This is a genomic window from Variovorax flavidus (assembly GCF_030317145.1).
GTDB classification, from domain to species: Bacteria; Pseudomonadota; Gammaproteobacteria; order Burkholderiales; family Burkholderiaceae_C; genus Variovorax; species Variovorax flavidus.
The window spans coordinates 832694-848465 of the sequence record NZ_JASZYE010000003.1 but is presented as its reverse complement, the minus strand read 5'-3'; the positions used below and the strand labels follow the sequence as shown (position 1 = coordinate 848465).

Below are 15772 nucleotides of genomic sequence, written 5' to 3'. Positions count from 1 at the left end.
CCCGAAAGGCCCCCATGTACAGCGTCAACGTCCGCGACCACTTCATGATCGCCCACAGCTTTCGCGGCGAGGCGTTCGGCCCCGCGCAGCGCCTGCATGGCGCGACCTACGTGGTCGATCTCGAACTTCGCCGCGCCGAGCTGGACGCCGATGGCGTGGTGGTCGACATCGCGCTCGCGACCGAGGTGCTGCGCAGCGTGCTGGGTGAACTCAACCTGCGCAATCTCGACGACGATCCGGCGTTCAAGGGAAAGAACACGACCACCGAGTTCATGGCGCGCGTGATCTTCGATCGCATCGCCGACAGCATCGCCAAGGGCGAACTGGGCCCCCATGCGAACGGTCTTTCGGCAATGCGCGTGCGACTCAACGAATCGCACGTGGCCTGGGCGGCCTACGAGGGCGCCTTGCCGGCGCGTGCGGGTTGAACGGTCGCTGCAGCTTCCTCGTGCCGGGTGACCTGAACACCCGGACCGGTGGCTATACCTACGACCGCCACATCATCGACGGGCTGTGCGCGCGCCAGTGGCAGGTCGATGTCCGTTCGCTCGGTGAGGGCTGGCCCATGCCGGACGCATCGTCGCAGGGGCTGGCGCATCGCATCGTGGAGGCCATTCCCGATGGCGAACTTGCGGTGGTCGATGCCCTTGCATTCGGAGCGATGCCTGCACTGGCTGAAGCCCACGCACAACGCCTCCGATGGGTCGCGCTGGTTCACCACCCGCTGTCGCTCGAAACCGGTCTCGCCCCTGCCGTGCAGCGCGCACTGTTCGAGAGCGAGCGACGTGCGCTCGCGACCGCCTGCGGCGTGATCGTGACCAGCCCCTCCACCGCACGCGCACTCGCGGCGTTCGACGTGCCCGCGTCCCGCATCGCCGTGGTCGAGCCCGGGACCGAGCCGGCACCGCTCGCGATCGGGTCCAACGCTGCCGGCTTGTCGCTGCTTTGCGTGGCGACCGTGACGCCGCGCAAGGGCCACGCCCTGCTGATCGAAGCGCTTGCCGGATTGCGCGACCGACGCTGGACGCTGCATTGCGCCGGCAGCCTCACGATGGACCCCGCATGCGCCGCTGCCTTGATCGAAGCCATCGAACGCCATGGCATGGCCGACAGAGTCGTGCTGCACGGCGAGCAGGACGAGGCCGGCTTGAGGGCGCTCTATGGAAACGCCGACGCGTTCGTGCTGCCGTCCTTCCACGAAGGCTACGGCATGGCGCTGGCCGAGGCCCTGGCGCATGGTTTGCCAGTGATCAGCACGAACGCCGGCGCCATCCCGGACACCGTGCCCGCCAAAGCGGGCGTGCTGGTTCCGCCCGGTGACGGCCTGGCCTTGCGGGCGGCCTTGCAGCGGGTGATGGACGACGCCGACTGGCGCGCGCAGCTGTCGGAGGGCGCTCGCGCGGCGCGGCAACGGTTGCCGAGCTGGGCGGAAAGCGCCGGGCGTTTCGCGACGGCACTTGGCATGTTTCAGGGCGCGCCTCGCACATGACCGGCTTCAGCGCCGACTGGCTCGCGCTGCGCGAACCCTTTGACCGCGAGGCACGCGCCAGCGCGGCACACTCGCTGGCACGAAACGCACTCGCCACCCGCCTGCGCGGTGGAGATCCGACGCTCGCAGTGCTCGACCTGGCCTGCGGAACGGGCGCCAATCTGCGCGAGCTCGCTCCGCGTCTGGGCGGTTCGCAATGCTGGACTCTGGTTGATCACGACCCGGCGCTGCTGGGCGCATTGCCCGGCGTGCTCGCCGCATGGACGCAGGCGAACGGCTTCGTCCTGGAGGCTGGCGCAACGCGCATGCACATCGAAGGTCCGGGCTGGAACGCAGAGGTGCGGCCCGTGTGCATCGACCTTGCGCTTGAACTCGGCGCTGTTCCCTTTGCGGGAACGAGGCTCGTCACCGCATCTGCGCTGCTGGACCTCGTGTCCGCATCCTGGCTCGACGCGCTGTTCGCTCATGCTCGAATGGCGGGCGCGGCCATGCTGTTCGCCCTGAATGTCGACGGCCGGATCGCTTGGAATCCGCCGGTTGCGGGTGACGCGGAGGTCGATCGGCTCTTCGCTTCGCATCAGCGCCGAGACAAGGGATTCGGACCCGCGCTTGGTGGCACAGCGGTGAGCTTTGCCGTCAGTCGTCTCCGCGCGTTGAAATATGAGGTAGCTCAAGCCGCCAGTGACTGGCGCATCGATGCCGGCGAAAACGCAAGCGGCACGGCGATGCTGACCGCCATGGTGGAAGGCATGGGCGCCGCGGCGATCGAACAGGACCCGACGGCAAGAGCCTCGGTGAGCGAGTGGATGCAGAGACGGATCGACGTCCTCGATCACACCTCCCTGTGCATCGGGCACCAGGAAATTCTCGCGACCTAGCTGCGCGGCGCTGCGGGTTGGGCCGCGCGCAGGTCGAGATCCCACAGCACGTCGGCCCCCATGTGAAAGATGCGCCCCGAGGGCCGCATGCAATCCCGCATCGCGGCGCTCCTCGGCAACTGCAGCCCGGGTCGACCGGCGCCGATGATCACCGGTGCGATGCTCAGGTGCAGCCGATCCAGGCACCCCTGCGCGATGAAGCGTGAGACCGTGACGCCACCGCCTTCGACAAACAGCACCCGAAGGCCGCGCGCTTCCAGTGCGGCCGTCAGCGCGTGGAGGTTCAACGAACCGTCGGCTCCCGTCAGACCGCGCACGCCGAGGACCTGATGGGCGCCGACCCGTTCTGCCGCTTCGACCGCACGGGCCGCATCGCACACGAGCAAGGTGGCGGCCTCGCTGTCCGAGAAAGCACGCAAGGTCGGTGAAAGGCTGAGTTCCGGATCAAGCAGCACCCGCACCGGATGGGCGCCCGCCACATGACGCGTCGTGAGTTGCGGGTTGTCGATGGCGGCCGTGCCGGCGCCCACGATGACCGCGTCGCTCAACGCGCGCAGTCGATGCAGGTGCACCAGCACCTCGCGGCCATTCACGTAGTTGGAGTCGCCCCCGTGCGTTGCCACGCATCCGTCGAGACTCTGGCCGAGTTGGCCGATCAGCCAGGGCCTGCCTTCGCGCGGGCGGTCCAGCAGGGGTTTGAGCAGGTCGAACAACTCGACCGCGTCGGCGTCCCAGACGCCGCGCAGGGCAAAGCCCTGCGATGCGTCCCAGGCGAGGGGCGAACCCGCGTCCCATTGCTGCGGTGCAGCGCGCGCCCGGCGCTGAGCCACGATGTCAAGGCACAGGGGCCACAGGGCGTCGACGCCCGGAATGGAGGATTGGGTGGGCATCATCGGCGTCGATCCGTGTCCTTTGCCACTTCTACCATCGAGGCGTGTAGTAGGGGTCGTCCAGGCCGCTGGCCGGTGCCTTCGCATCGTCGTGCCAAGCCAGCGCCACCGCGCCTGTCACCCAGATTGCGGCCAGCACGGCCACGATCAGTGCAGCGAGCCCCTTGCGTCTCGAGACACCGGGCGGCGCCTGCCGAAGCCATCGACCCGCCCATTGCACGATCGGCCCGGACAGGAAGGCGCACGCCAGCAGCAAGAGCACCAGGGGCCGCACGGGCGACAGCAACGCAACGCCTTCCGCCACGGCCAGCCAGGCGATCACCGAGACCACCGCCCCGCAAGCGCCGAAGGCGATGCGCGCCACGGGCCAGAGCCACAGCGCACAGCCCGCGACTGCGGCGGCGATCGACAGGCTCAGTTCGAACAGGAGCGCCGAGCCGCTGACAAAGGCGACCACGGCCAGTCCGAGGCCGGCGATGACGAGGCTTGCCGATGCATGGGCGCTCTCCGGGGGTTGGCCGAGCACTGCCGCAATCACCGCAATGCCGACCAGCCAGGTCGCGGCCTGCACGGCGAGCGGCTGGTCGCTCAACCCTGCGAGCACAAGCGTCCAGAGGACGCAGGTGGCGAGCCAGGTGGTTCGCGTGGCGGCCCGCATGGCTTCCAGGCCGAGGCCCAGCAAGGCGGCGGCCATGTAGATCCAGGGCAGCTCCTCCGTCAGGGTGCGGGGCCACAGGTCCCAGCCCAGCAACCACACGGATGCCACGACGATCGCGATGCCTGTGCCGGCCGAGGCCCAGCGCCGGCCGTGGACCGGCCCCAGTCCACCCCGCAGCAGGCCGGCTGCCGCGAACGCAAGTACCAGCGGCAGCGCAAGGCTCCGGAAGAGCGGGTGGTGGAAATCCATTCCCGCGGTTATGCAGGCGCGAGGGCGGTTCAGTCAATGGCGGCGCCTCGCGTCAAGCGCTTGGCGCGGAAGGCCAGGGACCCGGCGAAGACGAGGGCGACACACCCTGCGCCAGTGCCGCTTCGTGCTGCGCGGCCAGCGCGCGCTGGTAGCCATCGCGCAGCTTCAGGCGCTCCCAATAGGCCGAAACCGCGGGAGGAACGCGCGGGAGGAGGCCGGTTTCTTCGGCCAGCATCAGCGCGTAGCCGACCGAGATGTCCGCGGCCGTGAAGCGGTCGGCGCAGAGGAATTCGTGCTTCGCCAGCACGGCATCGATGCCGCGCAGGCGCGCAATGAACCACCTGGCGTAGTCGTCGGCGGCTTGCGGCAGCTTGCGCTCGTCCGGCTCGAAGCGGCCGTAGCGCAGCACGATGGTCTGCGGAAAGGTCAGCGTGGCCTCGCCGTGGTGCAGCCAGTTCAGCCAGGCGCCGAAGCCGGGTTCGTCTGCGCGAACTGCGAGCCCTCGCGTGTTGGCCGGATCGCAGCGTTGCGCCAGGTACTGGCACGTCGCGGCAGACTCCGACATGCGGGTGTCGCCGTCGATCAGATAGGGCACGGTCCCCAGCGGGTTGATGTCGAGGTACGAGCGCTGCAGCGCGCGCGGCGGAAAGGGCAGCATGCGCAGCTCGTACGTTGCGCCCAGTTCTTCGAGCGTCCACAACGGACGAAAGGAGCGGGCGCTCACGCAGTGGTAGAGGACGATCATTCGCGCACTCTACGCGGTCAACCGGTCGCGAAGCTCGCGCTTGAGGATCTTGCCGACGGGGCTCACCGGAAACTCCTGCATGATCTCCAGCCGCTCGGGCAGCTTGAAGGACGCGATCTTCTGCTGGCGCAGGTAGGCGATCAGTTCATCGAAGCCGAGCGTCGTGCCCGGCTGCAGGATCACGCAGGCGCAGGCCTTCTCGCCGAAGACCGGATCGGGCAGCCCGACCAGCGCGACCACCTTCACCTGCGGCAATCCGAAGATGAGGTTCTCGATCTCGTCGCAGCTGATCTTCTCGCCACCGCGATTGATCAGGTCCTTGCGGCGGCCTTCGGTGAACACGTAGCGTCCGCGTTTGCGCACGATGTCGCCCATGCGGTAGAAGCCATCGGCCGTGAAGGCCTCGGCGTTCTTCTCTGGCGCCTTGTAGTAGCCGCGGATGGTGTACGGGCCGCGTGTCACCAGTTCGCCGGGTTCGCCGTCGGGCACTTCGCGGTCGTCGTCGTCCAGCACCTTGATTTCGTCGAACTCGCTCACGGGTGCGCCGGAGCTTTCGAGCAGCAGTCCGTCCGCGTCGTCGAGCCGCGTCATGTTGATCAGGCCTTCGGCCGTGCCGTAGATTTCCTGCGGCGTGCAGCCGAGCTGTTCGCGCAAGCGCGTGCGCAGCTCGGGCGCGAGCCGGGCGCCGCCGTTCTGCACGACCTTGAGCGACGAGAGATCGAAGCGCGCCGGCACGTCGCTGTTGAGCCAGTTGGAAATGAGCGGGACCACGCTCGCGATGGCCGAGACGCGTTCGCGCTCGACGGATGCGAAGGTGGCCTCGATGTCGGTGCCCGCCGCGATCACCACCGTGCCGCCCGCGTAGAAGGTGCCGAGCAGGCCCGGCGACGCAAGGTTGTAGTTGTGGCCCAGCGGCAGGATCGCCATGAAGACCGTGTTGCGGTCGAAGCCCGCGGCCTGCGCGCAGAGGCGGGCGTTGAGCACATAGTCGTTGTGCGTGCGGGGGATCAGTTTCGACACCGAGGTCGTGCCGCCGGAGAGCAGCATGGTCGAGACTTCGTCGGGCGACGGGCGCGCGGCGAGCAGTCGTTGCGTGGACTTGTCGTCCTCGGCCGGGCCGCCGTCGATCAACGGATCCAGTGCGCGCTGGCCCGGCGCCGGCTCGCCCGCAACGATCACGTGGCGCAGGAACGGAAACTCCGCGGCCATTTCGGCCGCCATCGGCCGGTAGTCGAAGTTGCCGACGACATCGGGCACCAGGTAGGCGGTCGCGCCCGAAGCGCGGATGAAATGGCGCACCTCGGCATGCCGGTGGGCGCGCAGCGCCATCACGGGGATGGCTCCCATCCAGTTGAGCGCGAGGTACGCCATGACGAACTCCGGGACGTTCGGCAACTGCACCACCACGCGGTCGCGCGGCTTCAACCCCAGGTCGAGCAGTGCGAGTGCCAGCCGCCTGGAACTGCGCACCAGTTCTTCATAGCTGATGCGCCGGTCGTTGAAGACCAGGGCGGTCTTGCCCGGCGCCGCGCGCATCGTGCGCTCGACCATCTCGCCCACCGTGAGGTCTTCCCACAGACCGAGCTGGCGGTACCTTTCAGCGGCTTCTGCGGGCCAGGGAATGCAGCCTTCGAGCATGGTGGATTCCTTCAGGTCAGAACGCGAGTTCGGGATGGAGCTTCTCGTAGGCGGCTGCGAGTTCCGGATCGCGCTTGCGCACGTCCGCATGGTCCACGCGACCGCTGCGCGTGACGTAGTCGTAGGCGAAGGAGATCGGATCGAGCGGCAGCTTGGGCCCGAGGTTCTCGTACCACTCGGTGCTCCTGATCGCGGCCTTCTGCAGCGAGTCGGAACCGGGCTGGCGGATGCGCACGAATTCCTCGAGCATCTTCGGCACGTCGGGGCCGCAGGCCTTCCAGGCATCGAAGAGCGCGATCGAGTCCTGCATGGCGAGCCGCGTGCCCGATCCGACAGACGGGTGGCCGGTGCGTAGCGCGTCGCCAATCAGCACGATGTTCCCGTGGTGCCAGTTGCGGTTCTTCACGACGGTGTAGCGGAACCAGCTCGACTTGTTGGACAGCAGCGGGTGGCCTTGCAGGTCATCGGCAAACACCTTCTCGCACCACGCGAGGCTCTGCGATTCGCTCATGCGGTCCAGGCCCGATTGGCGGAAGGTTGCCGGATCGACCTCGACCAGGAAGGTGCTATGCGTGCGGCTGTAGCGGTAGGTGTGAGCAATCGCCAGCCCATCGGGGTTCTGGCGGAAGATGAGCGAGAGCGGGTTGAAGAGCTGCGTGGTGCCGTACCAGGCCAGCAGGTTCGGACGCTCGTCGAGCGTCGGCCCGAAGTGCTCCTTGTAGCGCGTGCGGATCGCGCTGTTGGCACCGTCGGCGGCGACGATCAGGTCCGCATCGGCAAAGGCCGTGACGTCGTCGAATCGCTGCTCGAACTCGATGACTACGCCCGCCTTGCGGCAATGCGCGTGCAGCGCCTTCAGCAGGTCGATGCGCGCCATGCGATGGAAGGTATTGTGTGCCAGCGTGACGTGCACGCCCTGGTGCACCACGGCCATCTCGTCGAACACCTCCTGGTTGTGCGTCATCGATTCGTACAGCTCCGGCGCCAGGTCGCGCACGAAGGCGAGCGCCACGTCGGAAAAGACCACGCCCCAGCCGTAGGTCGCGCTTTCCGGGTCTCGTTCGTAGACGCGGATGTCGTGCGACGGGTCGTCGCGCTTCATCAGGTAGGCGTAGAAAAGGCCGGCGGGGCCGCCGCCAATGATGCGAATCTTCATCTGCTTGTCTCTGTGGTTTTGTCCTTGGGCGCCGTCGCCGTGGTCCCTGAGGCTACAGTGGCGGGCTCGATCCCGACATTGTGGGGATCACCGACAGCCACGGACTACTTTCATGAATTCGAACATCGTCATCATCGGCGGCGGCCATGCGGCCGCGCAACTGTGCGCAGGCCTCGTGGAAGCGGGGCAGGGCGCGCGCGTGCACCTGGTCTGCGAAGAGACCGCCATTCCCTATCACCGGCCGCCGCTGTCCAAGGCCTTCCTGAAGAGCCCGGACGAGGCACCGCAGTCTCACAAGGCCGAGACGTGGTACGGCGAATCGGGCATCACCATGCATATGGGCGATCCGGCGGTGTCCATCGACCGGGCGGCGCGCACCGTCACGCTGCGCTCGGGCAAGGTGCTCGGCTGGGAGCGGCTGGTGCTCGCGACCGGCACACGGGCGCGTCGGCTGGCCGCGCTGGCGGGGCTGGAGAACGTGGCCCTGGTTCGCGCCGTCGACGAAGCGACACGGCTGCGTGCACAGCTGCTGGCGGCGCAGCATGTCACGGTGCTGGGCGGAGGCTTCATCGGACTGGAAGTGGCGGCCACGGCGCTGGCGCTCGGCAAGAAGGTCCTGGTGCTGGAAAGCGCGCCGCGCCTGCTGAGCCGCGCGGTGTCGCCGGAACTGTCCGCGCATGTGCTGGCAACCCATCGCGCCGCCGGAATGGATGTGCGCGTCGGCGTGCAGTGCGGGGTCATGCAGATCGATGGCACGCGGCTCGCGGCGATCGAGTTGGACGGCCAGCCGCAGCCGATCGACCTGCTGCTGCTGGGCATCGGGGCGGTGCCCGAAACCGCGCTGGCACAGGCCGCCGGGCTCGAGTGCGTGGACGGCATCGTGGTCGACGCCTACATGCAGACCAGCGACGAGGCCGTGCTGGCCGTCGGCGACTGCACGCGCTTTCCCGACCGGCGCGCGGGCCAGCCGCTAAGGCTCGAATCCGTACAGAACGCGAATGACCAGGCGCGCACGGCGGTGGCGACGCTCACAGGTGCGCCGCGGCCGCATGACGCGGTGCCGTGGTTCTGGTCCGATCAGGGCGGGCTTCGGCTCCAGATGGCCGGATTGGTTCCGGCCGAAGGCACGGTTGGTGCAGTCACTGTCCGGCGCCCCGGCGCCAATGCCGCATCGTTCTCCCTGTTGCACTACGTCGACGGACAGCTTCGCTGTGTCGAGTCCGTGAATGCGCCGGTCGACCACATGATGAGCCGCAAGTTGCTGGAAGCAGGTCGCAGCCCGGACCCCGCGGTCGCGGCCGATCCGGCCGTGCCGCTGAAGACGCACCTCGCCTAGCTCGAGACGCTGTCCCGCTCCGGCGGGGCGCTGAGGTTCTTGCGGATTTCGGCGTCCATCATCCGGGTGCCGGCCGCCAGTGCGGCCTCGTAGGTGTCTGCCCCGTACTCGGCCGCTCTCACGACCTTCCGAGGCACACCGCCGGCGTCGGTTTCGAGCAGCGTCCAGAGAAAAGACCCCGGCGCCGGCTCGTCGATGACGAGTTTGATCGGATTTTTCATGCCTTGATGGTGGGCGCGCGCGGGCGGAATTTCTGTAGGCCAACGCCTACGTTTCGGCCGGATTCAGCTGCTACGTGCGGCACCCATCGCGTCATCGTCCCGAGGTGCCGAAGTCCGGACATTCGCACGGAGAAACACGGATGCGAGGAGGGCCGCCGCGGCCGCAAAAACCGCGCCCACGAGAAAGGCGAGGTGGTAGCCGCCATTGAGCGCGACCAGCGGGTTCGCGCCCGTCGCGAGCAGGTGGCCGGTGCGTGCCGCGGCCAGACTCGCGAGCACCGCGAGGCCAAGCGCGCCGCCCATCATGAAGGCAGTGTTCAGCACGCCCGACGCCAGGCCGGACTCGCTCGGCGCGACGTCGCTCATCGCCACGAGCAACAGGGGATTGAGCGCCATGCCTGCGCCGATGCCGAGCAAGGTCATGCCAGGCAGGACATCGGCCAGGAAACTGCCATCCACCGGTGCCCGGACGAACAAGGCCAGCCCGGCTGCCGCGAGCAGCAGCCCGACGGAGAGCGGTGCCCGGTTGCCGAAGCGCATCACCAGCTTTGCGGAGAGGCCGAGCGAAAAGGCCGCCATGATGAGGTTGGCCGGCAGGAACGCCAGCCCCACTTGCATCGGGCTGCGGCCCAGCACGAGTTGCAGATACAGGGCGGAGATGAAGAACCAGGCGAACATCGCCGCGGCCCACAGCACGCCGATGATGTTCGCCGTCGCGACGTTGCGCAGCCTGAAGAGGCGCAGCGGCATCAGCGGATGCTTCACTCTCGCCTCGATCGCCAGGAACGCGACCAACAGCCCCACCGAAGTACCAAGCAGCAGGATCGTCTGCCGGGAGGTCCAGCCGGCGTCGTTGCCGTTGACGATCGCGTAGACAGCCAGCATCAGCGCAGTTGTCACGGTCACCGCTCCGCCGATGTCCAGGCGTTCGCCGGCGGCATGTCCGTCGACCTTGGGCAGCAGCGCAAGGCACAGCGCGTAGACGGCCACGCCGATCGGCAGGTTGACCAGAAAGATCCAGTGCCAGCTCAACGCATCGGTGAGCAGGCCGCCCAGCAGCACGCCGATGCTGCCGCCGCCGGCGCACACGAAGCCGTAGATGCCCATCGCCTTCGCGCGCTCGGCCGGTTCGGTGAAGAGATTCATGATCAGCGACAGCGAGACCGCCGAAACCACCGCGCCGCCCAAGCCCTGCACGGCGCGCGCCGTGATCAGCAGGGCTTGCGAGGTTGACAGGCCACAGCCCAGCGAGGCCACCGTGAAGAGCGTGATGCCGAGCAGGAACAGGCGCCGGTGGCCGAACAGGTCTCCCAGCCGCCCGCCCAGCAGCAGGAAGCCGCCGAAGGTCAGCATGTATGCGTTGACGACCCAGACCAGCGAGGTTTCCGAGAAGCCGAGGTCCTGGCGGATCGAGGGCAGGGCGACGTTCACGATCGTGGTGTCGAGCACGATCATCAACACGCCAAGGCACAGGACCATGAGGGCGGCCCAGCGATGCGTCATCCTCAATCCACCAGAAAGCCGCAGCTCAGGTTGGCGACCGTGCCTGTCATGGCACCCGCGTAGCCGGAGGCCAGGAAGACGGCCGTGTTCGCGACTTCGTCCAGCGTGGGCAGCCGCTTCAGCAGTGTGCCGCCGGCTGCGCCCGCCAGCATCTGTTCGACAGTCACGCCGGCGCGGTCCGCCATGGGCTTGAAGACCGCTTGCGTGTGCGAACCCGCTGCCGCGGCTTCAGGAATGGCGTGCGGCCGGATGCAGATGACGCGGATGCCTTGTGCGCCGAGTTCACCGGCCAGGTGGCGCGACATGGCTTCGACGGCTGCGCTGGCGACGCAATTGCCCATGTACCCGGGCCCAGGAAGCCGCGCCCCGGGGGTCGAAAGGGTGAGGATCACGCCGGAGCCCTGCGCCGCCATGTGTCGCGCAACGGCCTTGGCCGTAATGAAATTGGTGCGCGTGTAGGTCGTGATCGGAAATTCGTAATCTTCCAGGGAGAGGTCCGCGAAGGGCGTGCCCTGGACGTGGGCGACGCCGATGGCGTTCAGGGCGATGTCGATGCCGCCGGCCTTGCGTGCCACGTCATCGGCGTGGCGTTCGACCGCGGAGGCGTCGAGAGCGTCGAGCGCCGTGGCTTCGGCCAGCCCTCCGGCGGCGGCGATGTCGGCGGCGACTGTGTCCAGCCTGGATTGCGTGCGGCCGGCGAGAAAGAGCTTTGCGCCTTCACGCGCGAAGGCTCGGGCTACCGCACCGCCGATGGCACCGCCGGCGCCGTAGATCACGGCGCACTTGTCGTCGAACAGCAGCATCGATCTCTCCGGCTTGTGTACAGCATCCACAAACCTTAGCAGAGATACTGGACGGCGTCCACATCCCCTGGAACGCCGTCACGCCCGGCGCCGGAATTCAATAGCGGTAGGGGTTGTCCGGACGGTAGTCGTAGCGGTTGGGAACGCCATCGCCGTCGCGGTCACGGTCGTAGCGATTGGGGACGCCGTCATGGTCGCGGTCGCCGTAACCGCGGCGGTCCCATCGCCCGTCGCGGCCCTGGTAGTAGCCCGGCCCGCGATGCACATAGCCCGGCTGCACGTAGCCATAGCCAGGGGTCACGACGTAGCCGCGCGCCGGCGGCGGAGGCGGGGCCGGGACGACGATCACCCGGTTCGAGTAGGGCTGCGCCAGCGCTGGCACGCTAAGCGTTGCCAGCGAAAGCAGTGCGACGGTGCCGAGGGCAAAAGCAATCTTTTTCATGGTGGGGCTCCTGTCTGTGAGGAGCCTCCATGCTGCTTGCGCCATGTGAACCGGAGGTAATGCGCCGACGAAATCTTGTGTAGTGTTGCGTCGCTTGTGTGGCTGTCGTCGCGACGACACGGTGTTAAACCCGGTGTAACTGTAGTTAGAATGTATTACATGAACACCGACAGAGATAACTTTCACGATTGGGCGCGAGACAAGCCGGATTCGACCTCGTTTTCGGGCCTGCACCGGACGGAGCTTGCCGATCTTGGCCAGCCTGGGGTGCGCTGGGGTCGGTTGGTGTTCATTGCCGTGTTGGGTGTCGCGCTGGTCGTCGTCTTCAAGTACGTCATCAAGCTCTGAAACGGCCGTCAGCCCTGCATGCGCAGACCGTCCAGTGCGTCGCGCTGGCGCGTGGCGCGCAACCGCAGCACCTGCACGGTTGCGCCGATCAGGAACACGATGAACAGGGCGCCGATCGTTCCTCGCAATCCCGGTGACGCATCACGGTCCGCCACCAGGGGGGCGCCCAGCGGGAGCCGGGTCGCCGTCTCGGTCACGCCGGGAATCATGTGGAAGAAGAACGTCAGCGAATAGCAGACCACCGCCACATAGGCCGACAGCTTGCCGAACACCTTCCCTCGCTCCGCAGCCATCGCCGTTGCGAGCACCACGAGCGTCACGATGCCCAGCACGTGCGGCGGGCCGAAGCCTCCGTGCTGGAAGATGCCGAAACCCGTGAGGCATGTGAGCGCGGTGGCAACCACATAGATTCGCCCCGCGCGCGTGGCGAGCGCAATTTCCTTGTAGCGCACCAGCGCGACGAGGCCGGCCGCCACCGCCACGAGGCTGATGACGGTGTGGACGATGCCAAGAGGGGTTAAGCCGTAGAACATGGGTCAGCTCCTTGGATGAAAGGCTGGGCGGGAAAGCAATTTGAAGGCCAGCGGCAGGCGGGGCCCGGGTCGCCCGCGCGGATCATTGCGCGGGTGCCCAGAGTGTTCAAGGGCGGCAGTGCTTTCGACTCTGACTGAAGGGCCCCCGCCGCCTACCTCCAAAGGGTGGGCTTCGAATCACAAGGATTCACATCGCTTAATTTGTCCCGCGATGCGCGCGCGCTGATCATTCCCACCCCGCCGCAACCCGATGAGAGGACACAGCATGCCGACGATCGAACCCATCCAGGTTTCCGTGATTCATGAGGATCCCGTCATGTCCGCCGGCCTGGCCGCGATCCTTGGCAGTCGGCCCGGACTGGCCGTGACTGTCAGAAGCGCAGTGCAGCCGGCCGAAGGGGCGGACACGCCCGACGTGGTCGTCGCGGACTATCGCAGCGGCCTTGAATTCCTGGCCGATGCGAAGGCCGCCAAGGGCGCCCGGCGCCATCGCGGCCCCAAGGTCATGGTCGTCACGCCGATCGATCGCGAGTGGGAAATCCGCTCGGCCATCAATGCCGGCATCCACGGCTACCTCCTGCAAGGTTGCCAGGTCGACGAACTCATCGACGGGGTGACCGCCCTGAGCCAGGGGCAGCGCTACCTGGCCCATTCGGTCTCGCGGCGCATCGCGGACAGCCTCACCCGCGAGCGGCTCACCACGCGGGAAACAGAGGTGCTGAAGCTGCTGACGACAGGCTCGTGCAACAAGGCGATCGCCAAGGAGCTCGGCATTGCCGTCGGCACCGTCAAGGTGCACGTCAAGGGCATCCTCGAAAAGCTCGATGCGACGACGCGCACGCATGCCGTCATCGTGGCGGCGCAGCGCGGGCTGGTGAGCCAGGGGCCGTGCGAAGGGGTGGTGGCGGTTCGTGCGCGGGCAAGCCGCGCGACGGTCACGCCGCTGTTCCAGGAACAAGGCCAGGCACGCTACGCCTAGCGGCGGGTCAAGGCTTCTCGGACTCGAACTGCCGCAGCACCAGTCTCGCGCTCGCCACGTTCGTCGCACAGGGAACGTCGTGGACGTCGCATGCCCGCACCAGGGCATTGATGTCGGGCTCGTGCGGCTGCGCCGTCATCGGGTCGCGCAGGAAGATGACGACGTCGACGCCGCCAGTGGCGAGCCGCGCGCCGATCTGCAGGTCGCCGCCTTGCGGTCCGCTCAACAGGCGCTCGACCGTGAGGCCGACCTCGGAAGCCAGCCGCGCGCCCGTGGTCCCCGTGGCGCAGAGTTCGCATTGGCGCAGGAGGGGCTCGAATTCGCGCGCCAGCGCCAGCATGGCGGTTTTCTTGCCGTCGTGGGCGATGAGCGCGATGCGGCGTCGCGGGGGTGTGGGAAGCTCGGCCATGGTGTTCCTCCGGGTGGTCGATCCAGCGTAGCAGGCCAGTATCCGCCGTGTGCCCGTTTCGCAGGCAATGCAGCGGAAACCCGCATGGCGTCAGCCCTTGCGCATGCGCCTCCACGCGCTACACACAACGTTATCCACAGAAGGACGGCACAAGTCGGCGGGCCGCAGGGTCGGATGGGCTATTCGCTGGCGTCGATCAGCCACGTGGGTGCCGAAGATTTCCTTGTGCGCGCGATCTCGCCGCAATAGTCCTTGGCGGCAAAGTTCCTGGCCGCACGCGCGGCCGGGACCGGGACCCACGTCACGGTCGTGAGGGTGGAATTCGCCGAGGAATCGATCTGGGCATTGGCGTCGTCCCGCTCACCGTAGACGGCGATCGGCTTGCCGGGTGCCTTCTTTGCATCCAGCGGCCACGCGCAGACCATCACGTAGCGCGGCGCGGCCTGGATGTCCAGCGGTTGGGGCCTGGGCGTCATCACGCTGCGGCGCGACATCGCCTGCTTGATCGAGGGCACGTACCCCGTGTACTGGACGAGCAGGACCTCGCCGGTGTCCAGCCAGCCGAAGGTGGCGATGCCGGCCGGCTGGCCTTCGGCCGATTCCTGGCGGAATATCGACAGCAGTGTGTACTGGTTCTTCGCCGGCCCCGCTGCGCGATAGGTACCGACGATCGCGACGCTGGCAAAGCGCGCTGGCGGCGTCTCCGCGAAGGTGTCTGCCGCGATGCCGGCCCCGATCAACGCGCTGCACAGGGCACCGGATGCCCGGAGGCCGGTGAGTCCACCGAATGAATGGTGCATGGCCGCGTCCGGTGAGTGCCCGCCCCGGCGGGCTTGCCAGGGTGGTGCCCGGAAATTGTGGGGCGGCCATGCAGGGCTCGCAATGGCGCAAACACTCTGTCGTACGATGGCTCCCGGAAGGACAAACAGTTTGACGAGCAAATTAACCCAGGCCGAGCCGCACGACTTGGATGATTGGGCATCCCGTATCGCCACGATCACGGCGGAGACCGGCATCGGCACGGACGGCAGCTTCACCGAGCGCTGCATCGGCAGCCTTCTGCGCGTCGTGCGCGAGCAGCTCAATCTCGAGGTGGTTTTCGTGGGCGAGTTCGTGGACCAGAACCGCGTGTTCCGGCAGATCTCCGCGAAGGCCCTGGAGGCCATCATCCGGCCCGGGGATTTCCATCCGCTCGCTGAAACCATCTGCCAGCGGATCGTCGACGGGCGAATGCCCTGCCTGGTGCCCGACGTCAAGCGCGTGCGGGTCGCGAATGGCCTTCCCGACTACTACGAGGCGCTGGGCGCCCACATTGGCGTGCCGGTGAGGTTTTCGGACGGCAGCCTGTACGGTGTGCTGTGCGGATTCAGCTTCGAGCCGCGCGCCGACCTCGACGAACGCGACGTGAAGAGACTGGAGATGGCCGCGCTGGCCACGGCCCGGTTGCTGGCGCAGGCCGACGGACGCGATGTCACGCGGCCGTCCTGACGCTGCC

At 67.6% G+C, this 15772-nt stretch carries 19 protein-coding genes; 7 read left to right on the top strand and 12 right to left on the bottom strand.

Going from position 1 to position 15772, the window contains the following annotated elements; translation table 11 throughout:
• Positions 1 to 14 precede the first annotated feature (14 nt).
• The 3 genes from QTH90_RS19270 (at position 15) to QTH90_RS19260 (ending at position 2367) form a co-directional block, all read left to right on the top strand.
• Positions 15 to 428: a 6-pyruvoyl trahydropterin synthase family protein gene (locus tag QTH90_RS19270; protein ID WP_286666162.1), complete on the top strand. Its 414-nt coding sequence runs from the start codon at positions 15 to 17 to the stop codon at positions 426 to 428.
• Complete coding sequence (locus QTH90_RS19265; RefSeq protein ID WP_286666161.1) at positions 425 to 1489, top strand: glycosyltransferase family 4 protein; 1065 nt, start codon at positions 425 to 427, stop codon at positions 1487 to 1489. The genes QTH90_RS19270 and QTH90_RS19265 overlap by 4 nt, the downstream gene beginning before the upstream one ends.
• Positions 1490 to 1617: 128 nt before the next feature.
• Complete coding sequence (locus QTH90_RS19260; RefSeq protein ID WP_286666160.1) at positions 1618 to 2367, top strand: class I SAM-dependent methyltransferase; 750 nt, start codon at positions 1618 to 1620, stop codon at positions 2365 to 2367.
• On the opposite strand, the gene QTH90_RS19255 is transcribed toward QTH90_RS19260, so the two are convergent.
• Genes QTH90_RS19255 through QTH90_RS19235 form a run of 5 tightly spaced genes read right to left on the bottom strand, consistent with a single transcriptional unit; the run spans position 2364 to position 7703 of the window.
• Positions 2364 to 3260, bottom strand: a complete 897-nt coding sequence (locus QTH90_RS19255) for a RibD family protein (RefSeq protein WP_286666159.1) — start codon at positions 3258 to 3260, stop codon at positions 2364 to 2366. The two genes, QTH90_RS19260 and QTH90_RS19255, sit on opposite strands and share 4 nt — an antisense overlap.
• A gap of 28 nt (positions 3261 to 3288) precedes the next feature.
• Entirely contained in the window at positions 3289 to 4164 is an 876-nt protein-coding gene (locus QTH90_RS19250) for a hypothetical protein (protein WP_286666158.1), read from the bottom strand.
• 52 nt (positions 4165 to 4216) lie between these two features.
• Positions 4217 to 4909 (bottom strand): glutathione S-transferase family protein, encoded by a 693-nt coding sequence (locus QTH90_RS19245; protein WP_286666157.1) that lies wholly within the window; start codon positions 4907 to 4909, stop codon positions 4217 to 4219.
• Between the two features lie 9 nt (positions 4910 to 4918).
• On the bottom strand, positions 4919 to 6547 hold the full coding sequence (locus QTH90_RS19240; protein ID WP_286666156.1) for a (2,3-dihydroxybenzoyl)adenylate synthase: 1629 nt from the start codon (positions 6545 to 6547) through the stop codon (positions 4919 to 4921).
• A gap of 16 nt (positions 6548 to 6563) precedes the next feature.
• Entirely contained in the window at positions 6564 to 7703 is a 1140-nt protein-coding gene (locus tag QTH90_RS19235; protein WP_286666155.1) for an FAD-dependent monooxygenase, read from the bottom strand.
• Positions 7704 to 7815: 112 nt separating this feature from the next.
• On the opposite strand from QTH90_RS19235, the gene QTH90_RS19230 reads away from it, so the two are divergent.
• The gene (locus tag QTH90_RS19230; RefSeq protein ID WP_286666154.1) at positions 7816 to 9039 is read left to right on the top strand and encodes an NAD(P)/FAD-dependent oxidoreductase; all 1224 of its coding nucleotides are present in this window, start codon (positions 7816 to 7818) and stop codon (positions 9037 to 9039) included.
• On the opposite strand, the gene QTH90_RS19225 is transcribed toward QTH90_RS19230, so the two are convergent.
• From QTH90_RS19225 to QTH90_RS19210, 4 genes are all read right to left on the bottom strand, one after another.
• Positions 9036 to 9260, bottom strand: a complete 225-nt coding sequence (locus QTH90_RS19225) for a hypothetical protein (RefSeq protein ID WP_286666153.1) — start codon at positions 9258 to 9260, stop codon at positions 9036 to 9038. The genes QTH90_RS19230 and QTH90_RS19225 overlap by 4 nt on opposite strands.
• A gap of 63 nt (positions 9261 to 9323) precedes the next feature.
• Positions 9324 to 10763, bottom strand: coding sequence for a DHA2 family efflux MFS transporter permease subunit (locus tag QTH90_RS19220; protein WP_286666152.1), 1440 nt, complete (start codon positions 10761 to 10763; stop codon positions 9324 to 9326).
• 2 nt (positions 10764 to 10765) lie between these two features.
• A complete protein-coding gene (locus QTH90_RS19215; RefSeq protein ID WP_286666151.1) occupies positions 10766 to 11566 on the bottom strand; it encodes an SDR family NAD(P)-dependent oxidoreductase in 801 nt (266 codons plus the stop codon).
• 97 nt (positions 11567 to 11663) lie between these two features.
• On the bottom strand, positions 11664 to 12008 hold the full coding sequence (locus tag QTH90_RS19210; RefSeq protein ID WP_286666150.1) for a hypothetical protein: 345 nt from the start codon (positions 12006 to 12008) through the stop codon (positions 11664 to 11666).
• A gap of 159 nt (positions 12009 to 12167) precedes the next feature.
• Between QTH90_RS19210 and QTH90_RS19205 the strand changes: the two genes are divergently transcribed.
• The gene (locus tag QTH90_RS19205; protein WP_286666149.1) at positions 12168 to 12356 is read left to right on the top strand and encodes a hypothetical protein; all 189 of its coding nucleotides are present in this window, start codon (positions 12168 to 12170) and stop codon (positions 12354 to 12356) included.
• Positions 12357 to 12364: 8 nt separating this feature from the next.
• On the opposite strand, the gene QTH90_RS19200 is transcribed toward QTH90_RS19205, so the two are convergent.
• Positions 12365 to 12889 (bottom strand): DUF2306 domain-containing protein, encoded by a 525-nt coding sequence (locus QTH90_RS19200; protein ID WP_286666148.1) that lies wholly within the window; start codon positions 12887 to 12889, stop codon positions 12365 to 12367.
• A 265-nt stretch (positions 12890 to 13154) separates the two neighbouring features.
• On the opposite strand from QTH90_RS19200, the gene QTH90_RS19195 reads away from it, so the two are divergent.
• A complete protein-coding gene (locus tag QTH90_RS19195; RefSeq protein WP_286666147.1) occupies positions 13155 to 13868 on the top strand; it encodes a LuxR C-terminal-related transcriptional regulator in 714 nt (237 codons plus the stop codon).
• Between the two features lie 7 nt (positions 13869 to 13875).
• Here QTH90_RS19195 and QTH90_RS19190 read toward each other — a convergent pair whose 3' ends face one another.
• On the bottom strand, positions 13876 to 14277 hold the full coding sequence (locus QTH90_RS19190; protein ID WP_286666146.1) for a methylglyoxal synthase: 402 nt from the start codon (positions 14275 to 14277) through the stop codon (positions 13876 to 13878).
• 179 nt (positions 14278 to 14456) lie between these two features.
• Entirely contained in the window at positions 14457 to 15077 is a 621-nt protein-coding gene (locus tag QTH90_RS19185) for a hypothetical protein (protein ID WP_286666145.1), read from the bottom strand.
• Between the two features lie 130 nt (positions 15078 to 15207).
• Here QTH90_RS19185 and QTH90_RS19180 point away from each other — a divergent pair, with 130 nt between their 5' ends.
• Positions 15208 to 15765, top strand: a complete 558-nt coding sequence (locus QTH90_RS19180; RefSeq protein WP_286666144.1) for a GAF domain-containing protein — start codon at positions 15208 to 15210, stop codon at positions 15763 to 15765.
• Positions 15766 to 15772: the final 7 nt, after the last annotated feature.

Coding starts and splice junctions, on each gene's coding strand:
- QTH90_RS19190 (WP_286666146.1), bottom strand. CDS start 14,277: ATGGCCGAGCTTCCCACACCCCCGCGACGCCGCATCGCGCTCATCGCC.
- QTH90_RS19225 (WP_286666153.1), bottom strand. CDS start 9,260: ATGAAAAATCCGATCAAACTCGTCATCGACGAGCCGGCGCCGGGGTCT.
- QTH90_RS19200 (WP_286666148.1), bottom strand. CDS start 12,889: ATGTTCTACGGCTTAACCCCTCTTGGCATCGTCCACACCGTCATCAGC.
- QTH90_RS19270 (WP_286666162.1), top strand. CDS start 15: ATGTACAGCGTCAACGTCCGCGACCACTTCATGATCGCCCACAGCTTT.
- QTH90_RS19210 (WP_286666150.1), bottom strand. CDS start 12,008: ATGAAAAAGATTGCTTTTGCCCTCGGCACCGTCGCACTGCTTTCGCTG.
- QTH90_RS19240 (WP_286666156.1), bottom strand. CDS start 6,547: ATGCTCGAAGGCTGCATTCCCTGGCCCGCAGAAGCCGCTGAAAGGTAC.
- QTH90_RS19255 (WP_286666159.1), bottom strand. CDS start 3,260: ATGATGCCCACCCAATCCTCCATTCCGGGCGTCGACGCCCTGTGGCCC.
- QTH90_RS19205 (WP_286666149.1), top strand. CDS start 12,168: ATGAACACCGACAGAGATAACTTTCACGATTGGGCGCGAGACAAGCCG.
- QTH90_RS19215 (WP_286666151.1), bottom strand. CDS start 11,566: ATGCTGCTGTTCGACGACAAGTGCGCCGTGATCTACGGCGCCGGCGGT.
- QTH90_RS19250 (WP_286666158.1), bottom strand. CDS start 4,164: ATGGATTTCCACCACCCGCTCTTCCGGAGCCTTGCGCTGCCGCTGGTA.
- QTH90_RS19230 (WP_286666154.1), top strand. CDS start 7,816: ATGAATTCGAACATCGTCATCATCGGCGGCGGCCATGCGGCCGCGCAA.
- QTH90_RS19220 (WP_286666152.1), bottom strand. CDS start 10,763: ATGACGCATCGCTGGGCCGCCCTCATGGTCCTGTGCCTTGGCGTGTTG.
- QTH90_RS19235 (WP_286666155.1), bottom strand. CDS start 7,703: ATGAAGATTCGCATCATTGGCGGCGGCCCCGCCGGCCTTTTCTACGCC.
- QTH90_RS19195 (WP_286666147.1), top strand. CDS start 13,155: ATGCCGACGATCGAACCCATCCAGGTTTCCGTGATTCATGAGGATCCC.
- QTH90_RS19245 (WP_286666157.1), bottom strand. CDS start 4,909: ATGATCGTCCTCTACCACTGCGTGAGCGCCCGCTCCTTTCGTCCGTTG.
- QTH90_RS19185 (WP_286666145.1), bottom strand. CDS start 15,077: ATGCACCATTCATTCGGTGGACTCACCGGCCTCCGGGCATCCGGTGCC.